Origin of the sequence: Paenibacillus amylolyticus (assembly GCF_050990605.1) — a bacterium.
In the GTDB taxonomy this organism is placed as follows: domain Bacteria; phylum Bacillota; class Bacilli; order Paenibacillales; family Paenibacillaceae; genus Paenibacillus; species Paenibacillus amylolyticus_H.
The window spans coordinates 1631995-1655505 of the sequence record NZ_CP158832.1 but is presented as its reverse complement, the minus strand read 5'-3'; the positions used below and the strand labels follow the sequence as shown (position 1 = coordinate 1655505).

Here is a 23511-nt window from a genome sequence, read left to right as displayed (position 1 = left end):
CTCAGGAGGACTGTTTTGTCCGTCTCGGAGTGATATTTGTGGCACGGTTAACCCTCCCTCTGCTTACGGAAGACCAAATTCATTACGCTTCACTCGAATCTCGTCCTGAATATATTGGGTATAATCCATGATGGATTCCCTTGCTTCCACTTGGCCAACAACGGTTTTGTAAAATGCATTGAACAGATGGCGGCCTGTAAAATAACCACCGGGTACTTCGGGAATGCCCTTCACCGTTTCGAATTGAGCCTTCAGATTGGCGTAATCCTCCGCAGGCCACGGCAGGGAATCCAGCGCCTTGATGTTGGCCGTTGGATAACGTGCAGCCGCACCCATCAGTCCTTCCATCTCCCGTCCGAATTCGGCCTGAATCGGCGTACTGGTCCACCACTTCATGAATTCCCACGCCGCATCCTTATCCTTCGCACCCTCCAGCATCATGACTGCGCTGCCTCCACCCGGGACGTCCCGATTCAAGGTTCCATCCGCCTGAACGGTTCCTGGTACAGGCACGAAACCCCATAATCCCCGAATCTCCGGTGCAAATACGGACAACTGGTTGTACATGGTGTAATCCGTTAACCCAATAGGCATCTGTCCCGTCCGGAAACGGTTCGCAAAATCATATTCCCGCTCCAGCTTGTAATCGGTATAGAACTCTGTCCACTGCTTGAACGTTTCGATGCCGATCCGGGAATCCAGATCCGACTCCTTGTCATCATTACGATAGAAGGCGCCACCGTTCTGAAGCAGCATCGTGGCATACTGTGAGTTCGGCGGAATATTGACTCCCTGCATATTCGCCTGGGTCACAATCGGCATACCAAATTCCATATGGTTTTTGCTCAGAATCGCGAGTAGAGCCTCAACATCCTCCCAGTTCTGAGGCACCTCAAGTCCCAGTTCTTCGAGCACGTCTTTACGATAAAACAGCATGTTAAAGGTCTGTGTTTCCGGCAGGGCATATACACCTGAATCATAGGCATACGGCACGATCGCGCTTTCCCTGAACTCCTGTTCCACGGTGCTATAATCACTGAATTGCGTAAGATCTACAGCCGAGTTCCGCATCGCAAAGTTCACCGGCAGATCATTGCCGATCTGCATGGCAACATCGGGTCCTTCACCGGACAACGTCGCTGGCAGCAAGGTTCCCATGTTGACCAGCTTCAGATTCACGTTAATGCCACTGTCTGGTGTGAAGGTCTTGTCAATCATCGCTTTCATCGTATTTGCCTGGTCACGTCCACTACCAATCCAGACGGTTACGGTCCGCTGATCTTCCGATGTAGCTACGTTGCCGATCTGGTTATAATCAATGAAGAACGAATGATAGAATATCTTCGCTTCATGACCGAGCTTGGCAAGTGGCCCCATGCCTGAACCGGGGATATCACGGTCAATGGAAGTGACGTACAGTGCGTCGATCTCAAGGGGCTGCTCTCGTGCCTGCTGCACCCATGTGCCGAGACCCCCTGTGTTGGTTTTGTATGCTGCAAGCCTTCTTGGAATGGTATTTGGCTTGTCAATCATCTCGTCCAGTTGCTGCGCCATCGTCTTGATCAGTGCTTCCTGATCGCTGGACTGTCCTGATAGAAGACGAAGCTGTGCGGCTACGTCTTTGAGTCGTTTACTTTCCCCGCTGAACACTTCCAGCAGGTTCGGGATCTGTTCCTCCACCCGATAATCCCGGAATTCATCAGGCTTGGTGCCTGTAATCATCAGAATGCGTCGGTACATGGAGTTCAAGTTGTACAGACTGTCCTCCACATTGCGGATAAGCGGTGCAAAGTCATCGAGGCTGTTCTCAAGCCGCAGCACATGTTTTCCCTTTTCCAAGTAAAATTTGTATGCTTCCTTGCCGCCCATAACATCAATGCGATAGTCACTTTGATAACGGAAAGGTGCTTGGGCCATCTCTGCAAACGGAACTTCACCATCAATGGTGAGCTTGCGTGTGGAATAGATGCCTTTAACGAAATTCTGCTGTGCGGTAAAACCGATATGATACAGTCCACTTTCCGGTACATCCACTTCCCATTCAATCCATTGTCCTGGCAGCCGCCAGTTAAAGCCACCAATCGTATTAATACGCACCTGGGAAGCGCTGTAAGGAGATACTGCAGAACTTGATCTTTCGCTCGTCGGGTATAACGTAGGTGAAGATTTGGCAATAGCGCCTTCTCCTTCAATGCGAATAAGGACATCCTTCGGCTGCCCGGAGGAATCCAACTGTTGTGCCCCCACAGTCTCTGCGTAAGGAAGGGCTGTCTTCTCATTGAAAAGGCGAATGGACCGAATCACCATGGGTTCACGCGATGATTTTAGCGTTAGGCTGTGTTCCCCTTTTTCCAAATAAAACTTGAATGGTGCCTGTTCGTACCCGTCGGAGTCCTGAAACGTCTCTTCCATCCAGCGTGGTTGTTCCACTTGTCTCGGACGAAGGTCATTGCCTTGATTATCCTGCTCCACGACATCTTTCTCATTGGTCCATACCCGGTCAAACTGCAAATAGGCGGCTTCCGCAAAAGGAAGTTCACCGTCAATGTACAATGCACGTTCGATGGCAGAGCTCTTGCCTTCAACGGGATAATAGAGCGCAGACAGGTTATACAGCCCCGTCTCTGGTACGTCAATGATCCAATCGACCTGTCCGGTCTCTCCGGTATGGAGAGATACACCATCCATTCCCTCATAATTATTGAGTTTGCGGACGTCTTCACCTTCGGCTCTTATGTAATTTCCCGCTTCAATGGTGATGTCCACATTCGGCTGTGTAGCCTGATCCGTTCCGGATCGATACTGTTCATATCCCTTCTTCTGCCGGGTCTGCTGCAAGATCGCATCCACTTCAATCGCAGGCAGACTGCCAGGTAGAACGTCCGCACTCTTCCCATCAGCGTCGGAAGTTACATATAGAATGATGCAAGCTGCCGCCACGATGATCACTGTGGACAATATCCATGTCTTACGTTGTAGAATTCCAGCCATCCTGCGAGTCCTCCTCATCAAGGCTGATGCCAGCAATGCCGATTTGGTGGTTCAGGAAAAAGGGGCTCCGTGCAACTTTGCCGACACGAGCCCCTGCCTGAATCGTTTGCTGGTGATAAGTGTTGTTATTGTTTGCCGAGTTTATCAATGGCAGCTTGTGCCTGTGCTTTGTATTTCTCGGCTGTTGCTGTGACGGAAGCATTGTTTTTGATGATATCGTTCACGTAATCTCCAAATGGGTAACCCGTGTAGGCATCATCCAGCAAGATGCGTCCCGTTCCAGCGATGTGCTCGCGAATGATGGCGATATCCTTCTCGTCGGTATAACGACTCTCCAGATAATCCTGACCTGGATACTCTTCAATCTGCGGGATGTCGAAGGTCTCTTCATAGATTTGGTAGACGATCTTTGGATCTTCCACACCTTTTGGAATGAACTTCGCCGATGCCGCGTTGTTTGCATAGGTTACCTCTTTGCTACCCTGTGGCCCGTTCGGAATCGGCACAACCCCGACAGCAAAGGTGAGATCGCCCAACTGCCATTCGGCGGCGGTGAACAAGGCTACGTCTCCATCCTTAAAGGTATTGCTTTCCTCCCAGTTGGTTTTGTCGCCGGTTTTGACCTTCACAACATTCTCCACGTTATACAGGCGTTTAACGAATTCGGCAGCTTCAATCGTTTTCGGATCGGACAATCCTTCTTTGCTATTGGTATCATCCACGATCGTGCCACCATTGGCTGCGGTAAAATGACGAACGACATCAAGGGCCCAGCCTGAGAATCCGTATACGTCAGTTTTGCCGTCGTTATTGGTATCTTTGGTTGCCTGTTTGGCAAGTTCCATGAATTTGTCCCAATCCCATTGGCCTTGGTTATACAATTCTTGCGGATCAGGCAATGAAAGTTTTTTGAACAAGTCACGGTTATAGTGAAGTCCCAGACCGATGCTGGTTGGAGATTCGAAGGCGTATTCGTTGCCTGCAATGGCAGGATATTTCACAATCAGGTTAGCCTCTTGGTTGATGTTGTTCTCAGGTGTAGTGAATTCGGAGATGGGCAACAGTTGCCCTTTGAGGATGGCGGGTAGTGCGGATTTGTACTCCATCTGAACGATGTCGGCGAACGGTTCGCCAGCCAGTGCAGACGTTGTGAATTTGTTCATGTATTCTTCGAAAGGTACATTGACGAACTCCAGTTTTACGTTATATTTCTTCTCGACCTCTGCAATTTTATCGAGTCTAGCCTTATCGGAGGCCGTCTCACCTGCTGGTTTCAGATCCCACCAGGCCGCGACCTTGATGACACGTCCTCCCAGATCAGGTACATTAACCACAGCTTCTTCCCCTCCGCCCTCTTTCTCTGTCTTAGCGACTTCGGTGCTGTTGCCTGAATTCGTTGTTCCCTCAGCATCAGCCCCCGTCTGCGTTGTCCCCCCACCACTGCAAGCGGATACAAAAAGCATCACGGCCAATAACATCAGAGGTAGAACATTCCATCTTCTCATCATGATTTAACAACCTCCCCGAATGTGTATACCAATCATGGTTCACCCTAAATCGTTAACCCCACTCATCAACCAATCGAAAATAAACAACCACCACCATTTGTTATTTTCTTGTTTGTTTTTGACAAACAAAATTTAACACAGCCAAATGTAAGCGTCAACATTTTTATTGTTAACATTTTCTAATTATTCTGATAAAATGCTGATAAAACTGTTATATCTCTCTGTTACAACTTATTCAACACCTTCAATCCTAAGTACACACTTATTAAAACCATGACTATAACTTTGTTTATTTTGTTATTTTTATATAATAACAAAATAATAATTTAACAGACAAATTTCGTCATTCTATCTGAAAATATTTTACTGTCACGTTGAACGTTCATCCTAAAATACTGTGCATCACTAACATTTTGAATTCTCTGTCCGTTATTAGATTAAGAGAAATACATCATGTTATACTAGGATCAGTTGGATATCGCTCCGAATAAGGAATACGGCAGAACTACGAGGGTAAGGATGGTATGATGAAGACAAAGGTAACAATTCAGGAGATTGCACATTTTACGGGTTTGTCGAAATTCGCGGTGTCACGAGCTTTGTCTGGAAAATCGGGAGTTAGCGATCAGACGAGGGATGTCATTCTCAAGGCCGCTGGCAAACTTGGATATTTCAAAGATAACAGCATGTTGTCTGGTGAACTGTCTCACAGCAGTGAATCACATGACTCGAAAAACACACGTTCAAGCGGTACCATCTTGATTTTGTTTCCCAATGTTCGGTACCAAAATCAAGACTCCGTATACTGGGGACCCGTCTTTAACGGGATTTCTTCCAAGCTGAACCAAAAAGGGATTAATATTCTGACCTTGACGGAACCCTCAGCAGACCAGCTATTTACCCTGCTCAACCCGGATGCCATTCGTGGAATCATTACCGTTGGCTCGATCTCAACCCCGATTCTGCTTGAAATCAAGCGTCTCAGTATTCCGGTTGTGATGGTGGATCATCTGGACCCTGTTTTTCACAGTGACAGCATATTCACCGATAACTTTGCATCCATGCGCGAGATCATGCTCTATTTGCTCCGCAAGGGTTTCAAAACATTCCAGTTCGTTGGAAATATAGGGGATGCTCAGAGCTTCTATGAGCGCTGGATTGCATATACTTCTGTACTTATGGGCCATGGGATGGAAATACATCAGATTCCTGAGCTGAGTAATCAGGCATTGGATGAGTTCCGCCAGACGTTCACTTCGGTAATCAATAAGGATAACCTGCCTGAAGTGTTTGTATGTGCGAATGATTTCTATGGGCTATACACCATAGAAGCCCTTGAGAGTATGGGTATTCGTGTACCCGATCAGTGTGTTGTCACGGGATTTGATAATCTATACGACAATATCCCATTACTGGCTACAGTCAATGTGAACAAGGAATTGCTCGGTGCACGTGCAGTGGATCAGATGTTATGGCGCATAGCGAATCCGGAAAGCAACGTCGAGAAAAAGTTGATTCTTGCTGACGTCATTATCCGTGAACAGTTCGGCAGGCATAGTGGATAAAAGCATATATGGATAAAGCTTATGTCCACACAGAACAGCACGCCAAACACCCCTTCAACCGTATTCGTGCGGCTATAGGGGTGTTTGCTTTGTTGTATGTTGTGTAATGTTTATTGTTTATTACATTAGGCCGTAACATCATCCAGTTCTACGTGTCTGTACGCACATCATCCCACGCCTGATCCAGATAACAGATCAACCAGTTCAATGCACGGTGACGTTCATAAGCCACTCCACCATTCAGTCCAGCGGGAGGTGTTTTGTCATTCACACGACTATCCACACACACCCAGTTATAACGGTAGATCAGATCTGCTTCATTCAGAATCTCGCTCTTGTTACGCAGAGATGCATCGGAGAGAAAGTCGGCAAAGCTGTCCTTCTGTTGCAAATAACCGACATCCTTCCCTACGTTACACAACTCCGTCGGTGCACCCAGTTCCTCCACATAACCTAGCGCCCACAACAACACGTGGTAAGCTTCATATCCCCAAGAGAATGCGATGATCTCCTGTTGCTCCGCTCCGTGCTGGTTGATAAACCTCTTCTCTACGGGTGAAAAAAAGGATTCAGCCTCATACTTGTCGATCACTTCCTGAACCAGTGCTGCGGTATCATCCGCACTTTCGCCGGCTCCCAGACACTCACCCTTAAGCGCGGCGAGACACAGGGCAACCGCACGACGCGCGACTTCCTCTTTACTCCGAATCGTGGTGTGCTCGTCTCCAGCCCTTACGGGCAAGTTCGCATTATACGGTACGCCTTGTTCAGTCAACAATTGCTCTGAACGCGCTTTACGTTGAGTTGCAGACTCTGTCTGGGTTCCAGCATCGTCCAGGAAACTGGTGTGCGCTGTCACCGTGTAATCCTCCACCTCAGATTCTCCACTCACATCCAGCAATAGCTGGCCTTGTGCATTCAGCAGAGATCCACCTCCCCAGAAGATCACAGCATCCAGAGCATCAGCCAGTTGCAATAACTCGCCGAAGAATTCCTCCGAAATATCCTCTTCCGTCTCAATACCAACCACCATATTGAGGGTGGAACATTTGATCAATACCTTTTCCTGAAGCGAAGCATTGCGCCCTTCAATCTGACTCAAAAATCCAAGCATTCCCTGAATCATGGTCGTAAATTCCTCAGGATGTGTCTGGCTGGTCATGATATTGAAGCCTTTTGTTTTTTTACTGAGCCATTTTTTCTGAGTCACTTGAATATGAGTCTTGTCTTCCCGGCGTTTAATCGTACCCTGAGGATAAATGGATTGAATTAATTCAAACAGCTGATCCAGGTCAAATTGAGAGCTGTATATCGCACAATTTCTCATGAAGTCCACCCTCTTCTTTCTGACTAATCCTTATAAGGATCGAATTCATTACCTCCGGCCATGGCGACACCAACGGGACGCAGCACATGGTTGATTTTCAGCGTATTCGCATGTGCGTTCAGTACGTCTTGCAGTTTCTTATACACAAACGGACTTTCATCTGTGCCCGCTCCCCGCAGTTCCACGCCATAGGCGCGAATCGCCTCATGCATCTGTGCTTCGCTAATCTCACCGCCCATGCGTGTGCGCAGCTTGTAATTCATTTTGCCAGCCGCCTGGGTTCGGCTCATCGTGCGACCTGCCCCATGTACGGTGCTGCGGAATGACTCGGTATTCTCTTCACTGTGGATCCCTTCCACAATTACCGAGATATCTCCCATACTGCCTCCCACAAAACCGAGTTGCCCGGGTGCCAGTGGCGTTGCGCCTTTGCGGACCACGACTACCTTTTCACCCATGTGCTGTTCTTTCCAGGCAAAGTTGTGATGATTATGTACGGAATATTCGGCATGTGCCCCAAGAATTCCAAGCACCTGTTCAATGACATAATCACGTCCTGCATAAGCGTATCGGCCCGCCAAAGTCATTCCATCCCAATACATATCACCCATTTCGCTGTTCAAGTCAAACAACGTAGGCGGTTGATCCATGGATTCGCCCGGCGCTTTGCCACTGAACTGACGCCCTGCGGCCAGGTTAAGGAATCCACTCGCCACTTTGTGACCGAACCCGCGGCTGCCAAAATGATTTGCGATCCACACCTTTCCCGTTGCCTCTTCTACAAAAATATCCACGAAATGATTGCCACTGCCTACGGTTCCGAGTTGGTTGCGTGCGAGTGTCTTCAGCTTATGTTGTAATCCAGGTTCAATGGTATCAAACAGCTTCCAGCTCGCGTCCTCGAACAGTTCATGATCCACGGGTGTTGGATTGTTACGACCCACGCCGAAAGATATGGTCGAATTGATGTCATCCATAATCGTACCAATCTGATCCCGAGTATCCTCCCACATCAGATTGGTACGCACAGCCTTGTTGCCACAGGCAATATCATATCCGACACCTGAGGGACTGATCATATTTCGATAAGCGACAACACCACCGATGGGTTGCGAGTAACCTTTGTGATGGTCAGCCATTAGAGCCACACCCATTACATCTCCATATTGCGAGCAAGTCACCGCCTGACTTACGGCGTTCTCCAGCGGCTCCCCCCAGACTTTAATGTTATCTACGATACGCATGATTGTGTTAACCTCCTATGTACTTTTTTGAATATTTTATCTTAAATTTCTGGCTGTTGCTTTCCTTAGTTTAACAAAGATCAGCATGACCCGAAACTTTCTCTTCCTTTAGATCACCAATTATTTACGCATAGAAAAAAGAGAGCTCAGCTCCCTTTTCTCACGGTTGGTTCCTATTCACTTCTTGCTAATCTTAAACTTGAACGCCCAAGTCGCTGTGTTACCAGAATATCGGCCTCTGTTCTCGGTCACTACCACGGAAAGTGTCTTGTTGGTTGATTTGGAGAACGAAGATAGTTTGACGTTGGTGCTTTTACTCCCGTAATCAGGAATCTTGTCTTGCTCTTCGGCGATGGCCTCCAGTTTCAACGTACCAGTGGACTTCAGATTTAAGGTGACCGATGAACCCTCTTCCAGATCTTTGCCGTTCACACTTGCTCCGATGGCCCACTCATTACCGACAGAATTATTCTCGACAAGTTCTGCGCTCACCAGCGTCACGGTCACCTTAACCGTTTTGGCGGCAGCATAGGAGGTTGGGGAACATACGGCGAATACCAGGCTCAGAATCATGAAAACATTAGCCCATTTTTTGAACACGAGAGTGCCTCCCTCTTATTCGTTCCTTTTGTTAAGACTATGCCTTATTCGCCACGTTCCCTAAGTAATCCTTCCACTTGTGTAAGAAATTTTCTCTTGAAGTGCGTGTTAAAGATGCTTCCGATAACCCTGAACCTTCTCATCCTTGAAACCCAGCTTCTCATAGAAAATATGTGCTTCCTTGCGCTGATCGCCAGACACCAGAATCATGTAACCACAACCCAGATCTTTCGCAATCCGCTCAATCTGGAGCATTAACCTCTGCCCAATGCCCTGCCTGCGTACCTGATCCGATACAATCACATTCTCTACAACCATGAACGGTTTGCATGGCCCTACCAGATCCATACACTCAATCCCCATAACGGACCCAACCAGTTCGCCATTGTAAAATGCCCCAAGCACATGATAATGACCGTTCTGCTGTATGTAATGAAACATCTTTTTCATCTGCTGCTCGTTGGTAGGCATTCCCATCAGCTCATCATACAATTTGCTTAAAGCCGACAAATCCTGTAGTTCAATAGCTTTGATCGTAACCATACAATATCCCCCTGACGTTCACTCTAATTTAGTATTCTATCTTAAACGAGGTCTTTCTTGAAATAATAATGTTGATGCCCTGTCGGTGCATTCTCGATCGTTGTGATCAATTGGTAGCCGTGCTTCTTGTAAAATTCCGGTGCTTGGTAAGAGAACGTGTTCAACATGACAAAATCACAAGATTTCTCACGCGCAATGCGCTCCACCTCAAGCAGCAATTGGGAGCCGTATCCCCGATGCCGCTGATCGGAGTCCACCCAAAGGATATCAAGCTCTACCCAGTTCCAGCATAGTGTACTAAGCACACCTGCGACAATCTCACCAGTCTCATTTTTGATATTGAAATTCAATTCTTCGTAACGATGCCTTAATTCCTCGCTCACATGCGCAGCATTAAATGCAATAAGTTGCTCGCGAACATATTCTGAATCTTGCTCGGTACTTGGGGTTATATTTCCTTTAGACATCTCCTATTCACTCCTCACATCCATGTCAGCTAACTGCCCTTTTTTCCATTTACGAATTCGGGTCCGAAAGGATTTAAAAGGAGCTACCGAATTAATCTGGATCCACTTCACCATAGCCCATCCGGGCTTGTTACCCGTCCACTGTCTCATTCCCTCTACAAATAACTCTTCTTCACTCAGTGAGTCAATCCAGTTCTGCCACTGTTGCTCTGTCTCCCGAAACAAAGAGCGCAGCTCCTCCAGCGTATAATCTGAATACTTTTCGTAAAATGATTCATTTAACGGCCCCAATCGGTTCCATTTATACCCTGGTGCAGGCATATGACATTCATGTCCCAACTGTTCATTTCGCTCCCAGTCCATCACCAGGTTCATCCATCCTATCTGGTAGGCAAGCATCTGGGCAGGCGTCTTATCCACACCTTCAACCCGTTTATCTTTGTCGCTGTTATGGATGTCATTGAATTCCCCCTCAAACAATACATAGGTGCGTCGAATCGTCTCACTTAACTCTTTCTTCGAGGCATATAGAATCCCAGGCACGCTACTCCACTCCCCTCGTTTCACCGTTTTACATGAATCAGAAGCATGGACTCTATCATCATTTCGACTCAATTCCATAATCATCCTTTTTTTCATGAGGCATTATACTTAGAAAAAGAAAAAAGAGCAGTCTGTAATCATTACAGCCGCCCTTTACTCAACCTATTTTGCTATATCAGCATACTCCTGATCCCAATTCTACAAAGCTTCCTTAATCACCCGTTTATAGTACCACACAGACAACAGACCAAAAATCGAATATAACAATGTATAGACTATCATGACAATGACCGTGGGTGTCGCCAGCTCCGTACCAAAGAAAAACCAACCTGATTTCACGGCAAAGTAACTATGACTCAATCCCACCACAAGCGGAATACCAAAGTTAAACAACTGCTTGATCTGAATACCCCCCAACAGATTGCTTTGTGTAAATCCAAGTTTACGAAGAATGGTATAATTGCCCTTCTCCTCTTCACTCTCATTCATTTGTTTAAAGTACAGGATACATCCCGATGTGATCAAGAACGTCAAACCAAGGAATCCAACAATGAACATAATTAGGCCCATCGTGTTACGTTGGTTATTTCTGAACTCAATCTGGGAGAAACTTGGGGCTTCCAACTGCTGCTCCTTATATACGGCGTATGCATCTTCAGCCTGTCCCTCGTTCACAATACGTACACCATAGTAGTCAGCCCACTCGGCTTTCTGCAGCTCGGGATCGATGTCCTGCTTCAGTTGCTGATATACCGTCTCATCCACGACCGCTACAGGCGTGCCCCCAGTATAATACGCGGGAAGAACTCCACGTTTGGTTGTTCCAATTAGTTGTTGTGCCAGCGTATGTTTCAACCCGTGCAAGACGATTGGACCTTTCTCCTGAATGGAAATTAACTGCTCAACGGCATTTCCATATCCCATAAAGACCGCTTCGCCTGGTTGCAGATCAATGTTATCTACCATGTTGTCACTCAACACACTACTGAACAGGTACTGTTCCGTCATGGACTCATCCATCACTTCATGAGCATCAATTTCAATATAAATAGGCTCTCTGTGATTCTCTTCATATGGAATCTGTTTGTTATCCAACTCCGCTACAAAGCGATTTTTTACATCCACCTGAGCAAAAGAAAAATCCTCCGGCAAACTTTCCTTGGCCTGCGCCTCTGCCGAGTAATACGAAATGTAACTGAGTGACAACATGCCAATAGCAAGCGCCGACACGGTTGTAATAATCGTGAGCAGCAATGCATTAGATTTCATGCGGAACATGATTGAAGATAAAGACAACACCTCATGAATGGTAAGGTATCCGTTTTTACTTTTGCGAATCAGATTAAAAATAAAACTTACCGAACCCTTATAGAACAGGTATGTCCCCAGTATGACCGAGAACAGAATCAGGATCATTGTATACATCAACTGCTGCATATCCATTGCCTCACCGCTGAACAACCGTGCAGACATGAAGTATCCATACACAATCAGGGCAATACCCAAGACGCCAATAATCATCTGTCCAAACGACATCTTCTGCACCTGCTGCTCCGAAGTGGCAGACACCCGAAAGAGCGAGAGAATGCTCTGTCTTTTGATAAAGGTGTAGTTCATCAGCATGATGAGCAAATACATAATCGTAAAGACAATCACCGTTTGCATCAGTGCCATCGGAGAGAAATACAATCTCGTAATCGCGTCCACACCGAGAATTTTGAACAATATCATCAATACCAGCTTGGACGCAAGAAACCCGATTAACACACCGATAGCCATGGAGCCAAAATAGAGAATACTATTCTCCGCACTCAAAATACCAAAAATTCTGCCTTTCGTCAGTCCGATCAATTGAAATAATCCAATTTCTTTGCTACGCCGCTTGATAAAGATCGTATTGGCATAGAGCAAAAAGATGCCGACAATGACAATTAACAGTACCGAAGATGCGCCTATAGCCGCTGCCCCTTTTGTTGAAGCAGCTACCTCATCCATGGAAGGATCATATTGTAACGTCACAAAGGAAAAATATAAGGCCACACTGAACACAAGCGCAAAAACATAGAGATAATAATTCTTCAGATTTTTCCTGAGATTGCGGAAGATAATATAATTCAAGCTCATTGCTGTACACCACCCAATACGCCCTGGGTTTTGATAATATCGTTGAAAAACGATTGCCGTGACTCATCTCCTTTATTCAACTGGGTGTAGATCTGACCGTCTCGAATAAAAATCACTCTGCTGCAATAACTTGCGGCAACCGGATCATGGGTAACCATAATAATAGTCGCCTTTCGTGCGCTGTTCATATCACTTAACTTGCCGAGCAGATCCGAAGCGGACTTGGAATCCAGCGCTCCTGTCGGCTCATCCGCAAAAATGATACTCGGCTCGTGGACAAATGCTCGTGCTGCCGAAGTCCGCTGCTTCTGACCCCCTGAAATCTCAGATGGATACTTGTCTTTCAATTCGTAGATTCCCAGTTCACGCGCGATCTGTTCAAACTTCCGGTGTGCCTCCTGCTTTGGAATGCTCGTAATCGAGAGCGGTAATAATACATTTTCCTTCACCGTAAGGGTATCCAGCAGATTGTATTCCTGAAAAATAAAGCCCAGATGATGTTTGCGGAACTCAGCCAGCTGTTTCTCCTTCATTCCGGTGAATTCCTTGCCCTCAATATCAATCGTGCCCTGACTCACCCGATCAATGGAGGAAAGTACATTAAGCAGCGTTGTTTTACCCGAACCCGAAGGCCCCATAATACCAACAAACTCTCCCTTACTTACCCCAAGATCAATCCCCTTTAGCACTTCCTGTTTGTTCAGTTTATTGCCATAGACTTTATGAATTTTTTTGGCTTCCAGTATCCACATATCCCACTCACTCCTCTTAGATCTTCTGCAAAATGCTCATGTCTATATCATAGGCGGAATGTGCAGTGTTATCGTGTGATTCACCGAACAAAACCAAAAAGCATGTGACATTGTTGTCACACGCCTGCAAGATGCACCATGTCGTTTTTTCGCGGAAAAGTAAGTGTGACGGTTGTGCCCTCACCAAGAGAAGACTCTACATGAATGCTCATATGAAGCGTCTGGACAACCTGACGAACCAAATATAATCCCATCCCGGTAGCCGCCCCATCCATTCTGCCTCGGGTGGACGTAAAACCTTTATCAAATATACGCGGCAGATCTTGAGCCTCAATCCCTCGCCCGTGATCCTGAATTAGGAGTATGATGTGTCCATCCTGTTCCCGACTTTCAATGAGGATGTCCGATGAATCGCTATATTTCACCGCATTACTTAACAATTGCCGGAGGATGAAGCCTAACCATTTGCTGTCTGTGAGCACACTGGATGCCATTAGCGAAACATCAAAGCCAATGCCCTTGGATATGCACCACGATTTCAGCGCTCGAATCTCACTATTCAATACCGGCTCAAATTCCGTCTCTTCGATGAACAGATCATTATGCATGAACGGAATACGCTTCTGATGAAGCTGCTGATCCAGCAACTGATGGATTCGTAACCATTCATATGTCATTTGGCTCTGCAACTTGTCATCTGGCAAACGCTCGATCATCAGTTGCAACGCAGTCAGTGGGGTCTTCACCTCATGAATCCAGGACAACATCTCGTCCTTCTCCTGTTCCAGAGCGATAAAATGATGTGACGACTCCCTACGATACCGCTCTGTCTGGGAACTGACGGCCTCATGTATGATCTGCTCATATGGACTTTCGGCGATATCGAGTTCTCCCAGATCATAGGTTTGATCCCAGGTGCTCAATTTTTTATAGAAACGAGTCTCTTTCAGGTATCTCGCCCAAATAAAAACAACACATACCACCACATTCAGGACTACGATATACACCACAGATTGGAATGGAATGGACGAGTCCATGTAGGCCACCAATAAAATAATAAGCTGCATACTTGCCAGTAGCCATAACCAACTAGCCCTTTCTCGTATGTACTTTCCGATCATGCTTCTGCCTCTTCCGTTGCCATGTACCCTTGACCTACTTTGGTTTCAATGTACCGCTCCAAGCCGATGGGTTCAAGCTTCTTCCGTAACCGGTTCACGTTAACCGTCAGCGTATTGTCACTCACGAAATGCTCATGATCCCACAAGCTCCGGATGAGATCCTCACGGGTAACAATCTGATTTTTGTGCTCGACCAGCACTTTAAGGATGAACATCTCATTTTTGGTTAACAGGACGGATTCATCCCCACAGGTCAACGTATTTTTCACATATTCAATAGCCGCACCACGCCAGGTTCGAAGTTCAATATGCTCTGTATTATAGTTGTACACCCTCCGCAAAGTTGCTTGGATCTTGGCAATCAATACATCGAAGTGAAAAGGCTTCTGGATAAAATCGTCTGCACCCAAATGCATGGACATGACCATATCGGCAGGATGATCCCGTGAGGACAAAAAGATAATCGGCACATTGGAGTGCGAACGAATGATCCGGCACCAATGAAACCCGTCATATTGGGGCAACTGAATATCAATAATGACCAGTTGGGGCTGAATTACGCTGTACTCCTGCAATACCTTGCCAAAATCCTGCACACCATACACATCATACGACCATTGGGACAAACGTTCCTTGATTTCACTGAATAACGATTCGTCGTCTTCAATGAGCATAATTTTAAACAAGAGACTTCACCACGTTTCTGATCTTCTAAGGTTGAACCAAGGTAAAGGTAATTAGACTCCGTTACTGGAGGGTCGTCACCGTTATGATTACGAATCGTTGCTCCGATCGCTGTTATCAGTGTACAGGGAAGTTGGACTTATATCAAAAGGTATCATACTTCGCAAGAAAACGAGCAAAACTACGTATACGATATTAGCTCCCGGTGGAGTGCGTAACATGGCTTGCATCACTGTGTTCGTCGATCCGCTCGATCAACTGCATCGCCACGTCTTGTGGTGATCTTAATTGGCCTGCCTCATATACTTGATTGAACATACCTGCAAGAGCAAACTCCTCTGTACTTTTGCCTCGTGCAACCGCCTGTAACTCCGTATCAACCATCCCCGGATCAAAAGCAATAATCTCAACAGGGTTCTGTTGGCCCGTTTGCTCCAAAGATACACATTGGGTGAACATGTTCAAGCCTGCCTTGGATGTGCAATACACTGCCATTGATGGAGCGGGATAACTTGCCGAACCCGATGAGAGATTAACAATCTTACGTCTGGCGGACAGGTGATTCGTTTGTTGAATAAAAGAAGAACTCCATATCATTGGCGCTGCAAGACTGATGTTGAGACTCCGACTTATCTCTTCCGCACTGCATTGATCGATAGGTCTTAGTGGCTCCAGCATCACTGCATTATTAATAAGTCCAATGAAATCGACTTCTTGAGACGGAATTTGGCTCAATACACGTGTAACCAAATCATCAATTCCTGTCAGATCGGCTAAGTCGTACTGAACATGGCGGTAACGCCCGATCCATTTCTCGCCTGATTCCAACTCATCTGAACGCCCGCGTGAAATACCGCAAACGTAATCCCCCTTAGCCAATAATAACTCTGCAAGTTGTAACCCGATCCCTTTGGATGTGCCTGTAATGATAAAGTGTCTTCTTCCTGTTTCTGTTTCTTTTTTCATTCCGATACTTCCCCTCCTCTATTTCCATTCGATCATGTCCCCATATAAGCTTATGAATCTTTCTTTCTCCACAACGTAGCCCACAGAAACGGTACACCAAAATACGGTTCATGCTGCTCCATCGCCTTCATTGCACGGAACTCCACGCATTCAAAGCCATCTTCCAGCATGTAGCGAAGCTTCTCCTCTGTGAACGCAAGACCACCTCGCATCGACTTCTCTTGATAGACCTGCCAATCATTCATAACGATCTCAGGCCCACCAATATCACCAAAACCCGGGGCAAAACAAGTCATTCCAAAATATCCTCCTGGACGGAGTGCATTGTGGATCATTTCTATGTAGGGAATGCGCTGATGTGGTAACAGATGATGTAGACAACCCGAGTCGTAGACAAGATCATATTCTTGCTCTGGAGCCAGTTCGAACACGGAGCGACATTCAAAATGTACGTCCAGTTGCTCTTCTGCCGCCCTCTCCTTAGCCCAGGCAATCGCTGTCTCCGAAAGATCATAAGCATCTACCTGATATCCTTGGCGGGTCAGATACAATGCATTTCTGCCTGGACCACAACCCAGTTCCAGTGCCTTGCCGCCGCTCAGCACACCTGCGTTCACATGCGCTACCAGATTCTCATCCGGTTTGTTTGGGAAAAAGGGGATGGGTCTGTTCCGATCCTCATAGAAAGGTTCCCAAAACTGCTTGGCAGATCTGAAGTCCGCATCGAGCATATCATACAGATCCTGTACACTTTTAATCGTCTTTTCCACAACCACATTCCTCCTTAAATGCTCCATCCAAACCTTCATTTCCGACTATCCATTCCTCGTCATTTTCAATAAATTAGCCACACTCTATTATAACATTTTTACCCAGTAGTTCTCTATTTTTCTTGTGCTTTTCTACTCCAAAATAGAAGCTTTTTCCCAACAAAAAAACGACCGACATGAATGTCGATCGCTTACAATCGTAGAGGTTTTGAGTTGTAACTTACTTCGCCCGTTCCAAGACTGCAAAGTAATTTCCTTCGTTATCTGCAAAGTTGAAGACACGCCCGGTGGGCATCTCAACAATCTCTCCCACCGTTACATGTTTACCAGACAAGTCAGCATATAACTGATCCAGTTTTTCGGTGAAGAACATTAACGAAGGTGTGCCCAGATTTACACCCGCCGACATCCGTTCGACGAACTCTTTGTCATGGAGAATAATACGCGTCTGCGAGTCTGCGGTAGGCGCAATCTCAAACCATCTCATGCCCCCATCAAGGTTTACTTCATCCACAATGTGGAATCCTGCGACTTCGGTCCAAAAAGCCAGAGATTCATCTTGATTATTGACATACAACATAATTTGGCCGACCTTGCTAAACATGGATCAATCACTCCTCTGATCATCGAATCTCTCAACATCCTGCTTATCATTCCTCAAATTCCAATAGAGTATAACATGCAAGACAGCTTTTTTATCATAAGTGGATTTATTTATGAGTATCAATCTTAAGTTATCAATGAATCTCCTGAAGTTACTTATAGTGTTTTAACAAGTGAAAGTCTATGAAACCCTGAGGTATAATAATTCATATCGATACTTTCCTTTTGAAAATTCATTCGTTCATAAAATACGAGCGCTGCTTCATTTTCTTCATGATCAAGTGTGTAAAGCATGACTTCACCACTGCCGAACTCAGCTATTTTCATACATATGTTTGTGATTAGTGTACGTGCTACTCCCTGTCGAAGGTGTGATTTGCATGTAACAACGCCAACAATCTCATACCGATTAACAGTAGGCTGAAAGATGTAACCAGCATGACCTATGACAACATCTGCTTCGTCAACCATGACATAATAAGCACTGATACGTTCATCCGTCATATTTAAATATGAATCCCAGCGTGCAGGATACTGATCGCGTATAAACGAAGGAAATTGAAAGTGATGATCCGTCATCATTTTCAGCACTGCTGACTGATCAATCGCTTGAAAAAGGCGAATAGTCATCTTTTTATTACCTACCCTTCGTGTCCATGTAAACATCTTGTAAGTTACCAACTTCATAATATTTCATTGCCGCCACCAGTCCTTTCGTTCCCTGAATAATAAATAAAGTGTTTGATCAAAAGATCAAACACTTTGCCCAGGCGTACGGCATATAATATATGTGCTTCCTCGTGGTTCACTCCACGTTTACGCCAGTCACACATAACAGATATTTAACAACTAGTATACATGACATATTTTGTCATTGTATATATTATGAAATTATTGCGTGCCTTTTAACTTCTTCGTAAGATAAAGTACAACATCGTCGTCCATAATTGTTTCTTCACCTGGCTGAATGTAATGATCGTGTCTGTGAACACCATGACCGTCCGGTATATATCCGCGATGGGCATATAAAACTTGCGCCTTGCCATAATCGGTAAATACACCTACACCAATACCTGCTACATCCGTTCGTTCCGAAATAACTTCCTCTGCGCGGTCCATCAACCGTGAACCAATACCTTGGCGCTGAAACTTGATTAGCACGTTGAAATCGTTAATTTCGGGGATGCCTTGTTCCCTGAAAGAAGGGTATTTGGAATGCCACAATACATTCACGTATCCGGCAAATTCTCCGTTCAACTCCGCTACCAAGGTTACACGATCCCCATTCTGCTGTTCAGCCAAGTAATGAAAATACTGCTCAGCGAATCTCCCCCAACCCTGCTCCTGGAACGCCTTGGATATAATGACAGGATCGCTCTCGTTTAATAGTCTGATATGTACAGTCATTAATGAATCCTCCTTAAAAAAGTATTCCTCCTAGACTATATTCCCAACCGATCTCGAAGCGATGTGATATGAGCAACATGGTGTTTGCCATGCCAAGCATACATGCCCAAATTGTAATCCAGTCTTGTTGTTTCTTCCGATGAGGGATGATAAAATTGCTTGGCATAATCTGCATCTGCCAACGCGTTTAACAGAAACACCCAACGACGATGGAGCGCATCCAGAATCTGAAGCGAGAATTCAACATCCAGGTCCCTTGAATCACTCAGTTCAGCCCAACGCTCTTCATAATAAGGTCGAATCGTAGGTGTGTCCTCTGTGAGTGCCAACTTGAAACGAATCATACTGTTCATATGGCTGTCTGCCATGTGGTGAATGACCTGTTTGAGCATCCATCCACCTTCTCGATACGGCAGACTTAATTGCTCTTCACTCAGTCCCTTTACCGCTTCTCGCGCGCGTTCAGGCAACTCAGCAATGTCCTGAATCCACTTCTCCCGCTGTGCCAAAGTAACTTCACCCGTGTGTACAAATGGTCCTATCGGAAATCTTTCATCCATCCATTATTCCCCCTTGTTACTATGATTAAAAATAACGTTTAGTATTATCTAAGGCGCATATTCCATGAGCCAACAGTCTCTCATCTGTCCTTCATGCTGCTCATGTTTCTCCAACAGCTTAATCTTTTGGAAACCACATTTCTCGTAACAGGATATCGCTCGCAAGTTCCAGGCTTGAGGGTCCATAACCACTTTACGGGCTTGTTTTTCGTTTATCAGATAAACCTGCATCGATTGTACCAACTGTGTACCAATGCCTCTGTTCCAGTAATCTACCTCACCAATAAACTGATCCGTCCCATAGATAATCTCATCCGTGTCTTCATAACCATACTCCGTTCGTTCTTCTTCCTCAAGCTCATAGAACTGAATGTATCCAATCAGATTTTCTCCATACTCGACGATACAACGGGTAGCATTATCATCCTGATTGTAAAAATGCTCTCTAACCATCTCCAAATCATGCGGCCGATCACGCCCTTCATAGTATTGAAGAACCTTAGGGTCCGTCAGCCACTTCATCAGCTGGTGTTCATCTTCAATCTCCAAGAAACGTACGGTGATTTCGTTCGATTCATATACATTCATCACTCTGCATACTCCTTAATAATTTCCAGATTCTCACCCGTAACCCAACTCAGATCCTTCCCCAACAACTGCTCGTTGTGAACATAATACACCATGGGATTCTCAAGCGGCTGAGTCGTTCCATCGAAAGATCTGAGCGTTAACCGCAACTTGTAACTCCCTGTCTCATCAGGTATCGCAAATCCCATCAGATTATCGGCTAATTTCATGGTTTCCCCCTGCGCCTTCAGATACTTTTCCAGAATGACCTGATCAAAATAGGAGCTGCCAACAGACGAAGGCATGTACCACGCATCATCTAGTTCTTCAGTGAATGTGACCCCTTCCCATCCAGGGACAACGGGATACACCATATGTTGATTCTTGTCTTCTCTTTTTCGCGTTATCTCTAACTCTACCTCAACTGCATCCGTATCAATCTGCCTGATTGTGCCTGCCATCACAACATCCTGGGCACTCACACTTGGAATAACATAGCTGTATATGAGCAGAATCACCAAGAGGATTATCGTTATTCCCGTAATCCCAAATATTGTACTTTTACGCATCGGTCTGATCCTCCCGTCTAGTTAATCATACTTCTGGAGCAGCTCCTTCTCTGTTAAAGATTGAGTTAACCTATCCAACTCAGGTGATGCCGTCCAATCACTGGAGGTATTCAATCCATGTTTGATGGTATGGATCACGCTATGTGCAGACATGTATATATTATGGTGGATTCCAGGTTGGACAATGATATGCTCTCCTGCACGCATCACTTGAATTGAAAGCACCTGATCGTCTCCATAACTGGCATAAGCAATCCATCCGGATTGCACCACATAAAACTCCGTTAGATGGATATGTACATGACTGTTTTGCCATGCTCCCTGGGAAGAAGCAACGGTTCTACAGTAATAACTGCCATCTTCTGATATCATTTTATATTTCTGTTCCCCGTTCGCCATCTGCTCGAAGCTGGTTTTGACACCGGTCTCACCATATTTCTGTTCTGAAAATTCTGTGTTCAATTGTCTTCATCTCCTGACAAAAAATCCCTTTAATCTAACATTCGACATCGACTAAGCGAATCTCCTGTTTGAATATGCGAATATCTTTGCCAAAATTTGAAACGCTTCTCTCCCAGCTTCCGTATTAAGGTCGAAGTCGTATGTATGCCCTATAATAAAACCATCTGATCTGGAGGTTGAGCGCATGTCATTTTTTAAGAAAATGTTAGCCAGTGTAGGTGTTGGAGCAGCCAAAGTAAATACGGAATTGCATACACCAGAGGTCACACCTGGAGGAATCATCTCGGGGGTTGTGTACATTGAAGGTGGAGATGTGGAACAGAACGTAGATCGAATCTATCTTTCAATCAAAACCCATTACATACGGGAGCGCGATGATCGTAAAGTCAAAGAAACAGCCGTTATAGCCAAATATTTGCTCACCGAAGGTTTCACCTTACAGCCTGGAGCCAAATTGGAGAAAGACTTCTCATTTGACCTGCCAGAAAATCTGCCGATTACACTACACCGTGCAGAGGTGTGGGTAGAGACAGGCCTCGATATCTCCAGCGCCGTGGACCCCTCAGATCGGGACAGACTGCATGTTGTTCCTAGCAAAGACATGAATACCGTGCTCGATGCCATTGATATCCTTGGCTTCAAGCTGCGTGAAGTGACCAACGACTATGCACCGAAATTGGGCGGAAATCTGCCATTTGTGCAGGAATTCGAATTTGTACCAACACACAAGTTCCGTGGGCATCTGGATGAGTTGGAAGTACTGTTCTATCCGATGGGCGATTCGCTCGAACTGCTATTACAGATCGACCGCCGCGCTCGCGGGCTCAGTGGGATTTTCTCCGAAGCCATGGGTACCGATGAAAGTTTTGTCCGCCTGCATCTGTATGAAAGACATCTAGCGCGGGGTGCACATTCTGTCGCTCAGGGTCTGGAAGAAGTCATATCCAAACATATCTAATCTATCGTCTGTGAAAAAATAAAACCGTCCTCTGTCAGAAAAATCTGATAAAGGACGGTTTTTGATTTTTGGGGTAGTAGGGCTTCGAAGTTACCCCAGGATCGCAAGCCTTCCAGTTGTAGCTCCTACCGAATGACAGTAAAAACGCTGAGTCACCTTAACTCAGGGCAGTTGTAATTCGTGTACTGTAAAGGCAACGTAAGTAAATCGGGCATGGCGTTTACGAGGACAAACCTTCAGGAACGCTGTGTCCAGCGCTGCATTCCTATTCGAAGACTGTAATATGCAGCGGCGAGCAAAATGAACCCGGCAACAGCCATTATTATGGTTGTTGTATCCCACCGAACAATAGTTCCAAAAGTAACCTTGGATTGCAATGAGGTGCTGGAAGAAGCTGTGTTTGTCAGATCAGGTACGTAATTCATAGTCTTAATCATGCCTTGAACGATATTCCAGACCACAAAACCGATGATGAATAACAAGGTGACCAGAACGGATTCCATTGCTAATCTTTTGTTCATGTGTGTCATTTCGCCTCCTCTTCCCATTCAATTAGACAAGAAGTGCTGCATCTCCTTTTTCAGGAGATCTTTGTTGATATCCACATACTGATACAGCAGGTCGAAGCTTTCTTCATTATCCGATTGCATGCTTAAATTCGCGGCTTCCAATTCAATCTCCTGCAATACCTCATGAATCTGTTCCCCGTGTGTTTGCAGACTTGTCGTGATGTCGTCTTCGGACAGGCCATTCACATTATCTCGTAATTGCCCGTGCGTTATGCCGCTTTCGGACAACATCTGCTCTATTTTCTTCAGGATCACAGCATCTGCATCATTGCCGGTCCGCTCCATCGCTGCTATTGTCTCAACCAGATACTGCCCGCTGGCATTCTCAAGGAAACCGGTCATCCCGTTCATGGACAGCTCGGTATCCAGATCGATGATCAGAATGATATCTCGCAGCACTTGCGGAAGTTCCGACCCACTCTCTCGAATCGTTCCAAATTCAGCCCGATAAAGGTCCATGGCAACACTCCCCACCACTTCTTCACCTGACATCTCTTCAAGCTGATCGAGTGGTAACAACTCCTGCAATTCTTCTTGTAACTTGTTCATCTTTCTCTGCCTCCTGTATCTCTCTGTCTGAATAGTTTAACGAATTTTTACACTGGACCACT

At 45.7% G+C, this 23511-nt stretch carries 25 protein-coding genes and 1 riboswitch; of the genes, 2 read left to right on the top strand and 23 right to left on the bottom strand.

Going from position 1 to position 23511, the window contains the following annotated elements:
- Positions 1-63: 63 nt before the first annotated feature.
- A complete protein-coding gene (locus tag ABTV53_RS07610) occupies positions 64-2991 on the bottom strand; it encodes an extracellular solute-binding protein (RefSeq protein ID WP_433752056.1) in 2928 nt (975 codons plus the stop codon).
- Between the two features lie 125 nt (positions 2992-3116).
- Positions 3117-4499 (bottom strand): ABC transporter substrate-binding protein, encoded by a 1383-nt coding sequence (locus ABTV53_RS07605; RefSeq protein WP_433752054.1) that lies wholly within the window; start codon positions 4497-4499, stop codon positions 3117-3119.
- A 527-nt stretch (positions 4500-5026) separates the two neighbouring features.
- Between ABTV53_RS07605 and ABTV53_RS07600 the strand changes: the two genes are divergently transcribed.
- On the top strand, positions 5027-6064 hold the full coding sequence (locus tag ABTV53_RS07600) for a LacI family DNA-binding transcriptional regulator (protein WP_433754110.1): 1038 nt from the start codon (positions 5027-5029) through the stop codon (positions 6062-6064).
- Positions 6065-6212: 148 nt separating this feature from the next.
- On the opposite strand, the gene ABTV53_RS07595 is transcribed toward ABTV53_RS07600, so the two are convergent.
- The 19 genes from ABTV53_RS07595 to ABTV53_RS07505 form a co-directional block, all read right to left on the bottom strand.
- Entirely contained in the window at positions 6213-7391 is a 1179-nt protein-coding gene (locus ABTV53_RS07595; RefSeq protein ID WP_433752053.1) for a DUF4272 domain-containing protein, read from the bottom strand.
- A gap of 23 nt (positions 7392-7414) precedes the next feature.
- On the bottom strand, positions 7415-8635 hold the full coding sequence (locus ABTV53_RS07590; RefSeq protein ID WP_433752052.1) for an RtcB family protein: 1221 nt from the start codon (positions 8633-8635) through the stop codon (positions 7415-7417).
- A gap of 177 nt (positions 8636-8812) precedes the next feature.
- Positions 8813-9235, bottom strand: a complete 423-nt coding sequence (locus ABTV53_RS07585; protein WP_264930265.1) for a hypothetical protein — start codon at positions 9233-9235, stop codon at positions 8813-8815.
- A gap of 108 nt (positions 9236-9343) precedes the next feature.
- Positions 9344-9778, bottom strand: a complete 435-nt coding sequence (locus tag ABTV53_RS07580) for a GNAT family N-acetyltransferase (RefSeq protein ID WP_433752050.1) — start codon at positions 9776-9778, stop codon at positions 9344-9346.
- Between the two features lie 41 nt (positions 9779-9819).
- Complete coding sequence (locus ABTV53_RS07575; RefSeq protein WP_433752048.1) at positions 9820-10245, bottom strand: GNAT family N-acetyltransferase; 426 nt, start codon at positions 10243-10245, stop codon at positions 9820-9822.
- A 3-nt stretch (positions 10246-10248) separates the two neighbouring features.
- Positions 10249-10788 carry a ClbS/DfsB family four-helix bundle protein gene (locus tag ABTV53_RS07570; protein ID WP_433752047.1) on the bottom strand — a complete coding sequence of 180 codons (540 nt, stop codon included), beginning with the start codon at positions 10786-10788 and terminating at the stop codon, positions 10249-10251.
- Between the two features lie 198 nt (positions 10789-10986).
- A complete protein-coding gene (locus ABTV53_RS07565) occupies positions 10987-12912 on the bottom strand; it encodes an FtsX-like permease family protein (protein WP_433752045.1) in 1926 nt (641 codons plus the stop codon).
- On the bottom strand, positions 12909-13664 hold the full coding sequence (locus ABTV53_RS07560; protein ID WP_036610294.1) for an ABC transporter ATP-binding protein: 756 nt from the start codon (positions 13662-13664) through the stop codon (positions 12909-12911). The genes ABTV53_RS07565 and ABTV53_RS07560 overlap by 4 nt, the downstream gene beginning before the upstream one ends.
- Positions 13665-13780: 116 nt before the next feature.
- Positions 13781-14785: a sensor histidine kinase gene (locus ABTV53_RS07555; RefSeq protein ID WP_433752043.1), complete on the bottom strand. Its 1005-nt coding sequence runs from the start codon at positions 14783-14785 to the stop codon at positions 13781-13783.
- Positions 14782-15471, bottom strand: a complete 690-nt coding sequence (locus tag ABTV53_RS07550) for a response regulator transcription factor (protein ID WP_017689733.1) — start codon at positions 15469-15471, stop codon at positions 14782-14784. The genes ABTV53_RS07555 and ABTV53_RS07550 overlap by 4 nt, the downstream gene beginning before the upstream one ends.
- A 193-nt stretch (positions 15472-15664) precedes the next feature.
- Positions 15665-16435, bottom strand: a complete 771-nt coding sequence (locus ABTV53_RS07545; protein ID WP_433752041.1) for an SDR family NAD(P)-dependent oxidoreductase — start codon at positions 16433-16435, stop codon at positions 15665-15667.
- Between the two features lie 50 nt (positions 16436-16485).
- Positions 16486-17232 (bottom strand): class I SAM-dependent methyltransferase, encoded by a 747-nt coding sequence (locus tag ABTV53_RS07540; RefSeq protein WP_433754108.1) that lies wholly within the window; start codon positions 17230-17232, stop codon positions 16486-16488.
- 193 nt (positions 17233-17425) lie between these two features.
- The gene (locus tag ABTV53_RS07535) at positions 17426-17809 is read right to left on the bottom strand and encodes a VOC family protein (RefSeq protein WP_433752039.1); all 384 of its coding nucleotides are present in this window, start codon (positions 17807-17809) and stop codon (positions 17426-17428) included.
- A gap of 155 nt (positions 17810-17964) precedes the next feature.
- Positions 17965-18474, bottom strand: a complete 510-nt coding sequence (locus ABTV53_RS07530) for a GNAT family N-acetyltransferase (protein ID WP_433752038.1) — start codon at positions 18472-18474, stop codon at positions 17965-17967.
- A 91-nt stretch (positions 18475-18565) separates the two neighbouring features.
- A riboswitch (ZMP/ZTP riboswitch) is annotated at positions 18566-18647 on the bottom strand.
- A 52-nt stretch (positions 18648-18699) separates the two neighbouring features.
- A complete protein-coding gene (locus ABTV53_RS07525; RefSeq protein ID WP_433752036.1) occupies positions 18700-19215 on the bottom strand; it encodes a GNAT family N-acetyltransferase in 516 nt (171 codons plus the stop codon).
- Positions 19216-19250: 35 nt separating this feature from the next.
- Positions 19251-19775, bottom strand: coding sequence for a YfiT family bacillithiol transferase (locus tag ABTV53_RS07520; protein ID WP_421897978.1), 525 nt, complete (start codon positions 19773-19775; stop codon positions 19251-19253).
- 48 nt (positions 19776-19823) lie between these two features.
- Positions 19824-20363 carry a GNAT family N-acetyltransferase gene (locus tag ABTV53_RS07515; RefSeq protein WP_433752034.1) on the bottom strand — a complete coding sequence of 180 codons (540 nt, stop codon included), beginning with the start codon at positions 20361-20363 and terminating at the stop codon, positions 19824-19826.
- Positions 20363-20911, bottom strand: a complete 549-nt coding sequence (locus ABTV53_RS07510; protein ID WP_433752032.1) for a hypothetical protein — start codon at positions 20909-20911, stop codon at positions 20363-20365. Before ABTV53_RS07510 ends, ABTV53_RS07515 begins: the two co-directional genes overlap by 1 nt.
- A 21-nt stretch (positions 20912-20932) precedes the next feature.
- Complete coding sequence (locus tag ABTV53_RS07505) at positions 20933-21373, bottom strand: cupin domain-containing protein (protein WP_433752030.1); 441 nt, start codon at positions 21371-21373, stop codon at positions 20933-20935.
- 184 nt (positions 21374-21557) lie between these two features.
- On the opposite strand from ABTV53_RS07505, the gene ABTV53_RS07500 reads away from it, so the two are divergent.
- Positions 21558-22331: a sporulation protein gene (locus ABTV53_RS07500; protein ID WP_433752028.1), complete on the top strand. Its 774-nt coding sequence runs from the start codon at positions 21558-21560 to the stop codon at positions 22329-22331.
- 236 nt (positions 22332-22567) lie between these two features.
- Here the strand turns inward: ABTV53_RS07500 and ABTV53_RS07495 are convergent, their stop codons facing one another.
- Together ABTV53_RS07495 and ABTV53_RS07490 are read right to left on the bottom strand one after the other, a co-directional pair.
- The gene (locus ABTV53_RS07495; protein ID WP_421898005.1) at positions 22568-22852 is read right to left on the bottom strand and encodes a hypothetical protein; all 285 of its coding nucleotides are present in this window, start codon (positions 22850-22852) and stop codon (positions 22568-22570) included.
- Between the two features lie 27 nt (positions 22853-22879).
- Positions 22880-23449 (bottom strand): DMP19 family protein, encoded by a 570-nt coding sequence (locus tag ABTV53_RS07490; RefSeq protein ID WP_433752026.1) that lies wholly within the window; start codon positions 23447-23449, stop codon positions 22880-22882.
- Between the last annotated feature and the right edge of the window lie 62 nt (positions 23450-23511).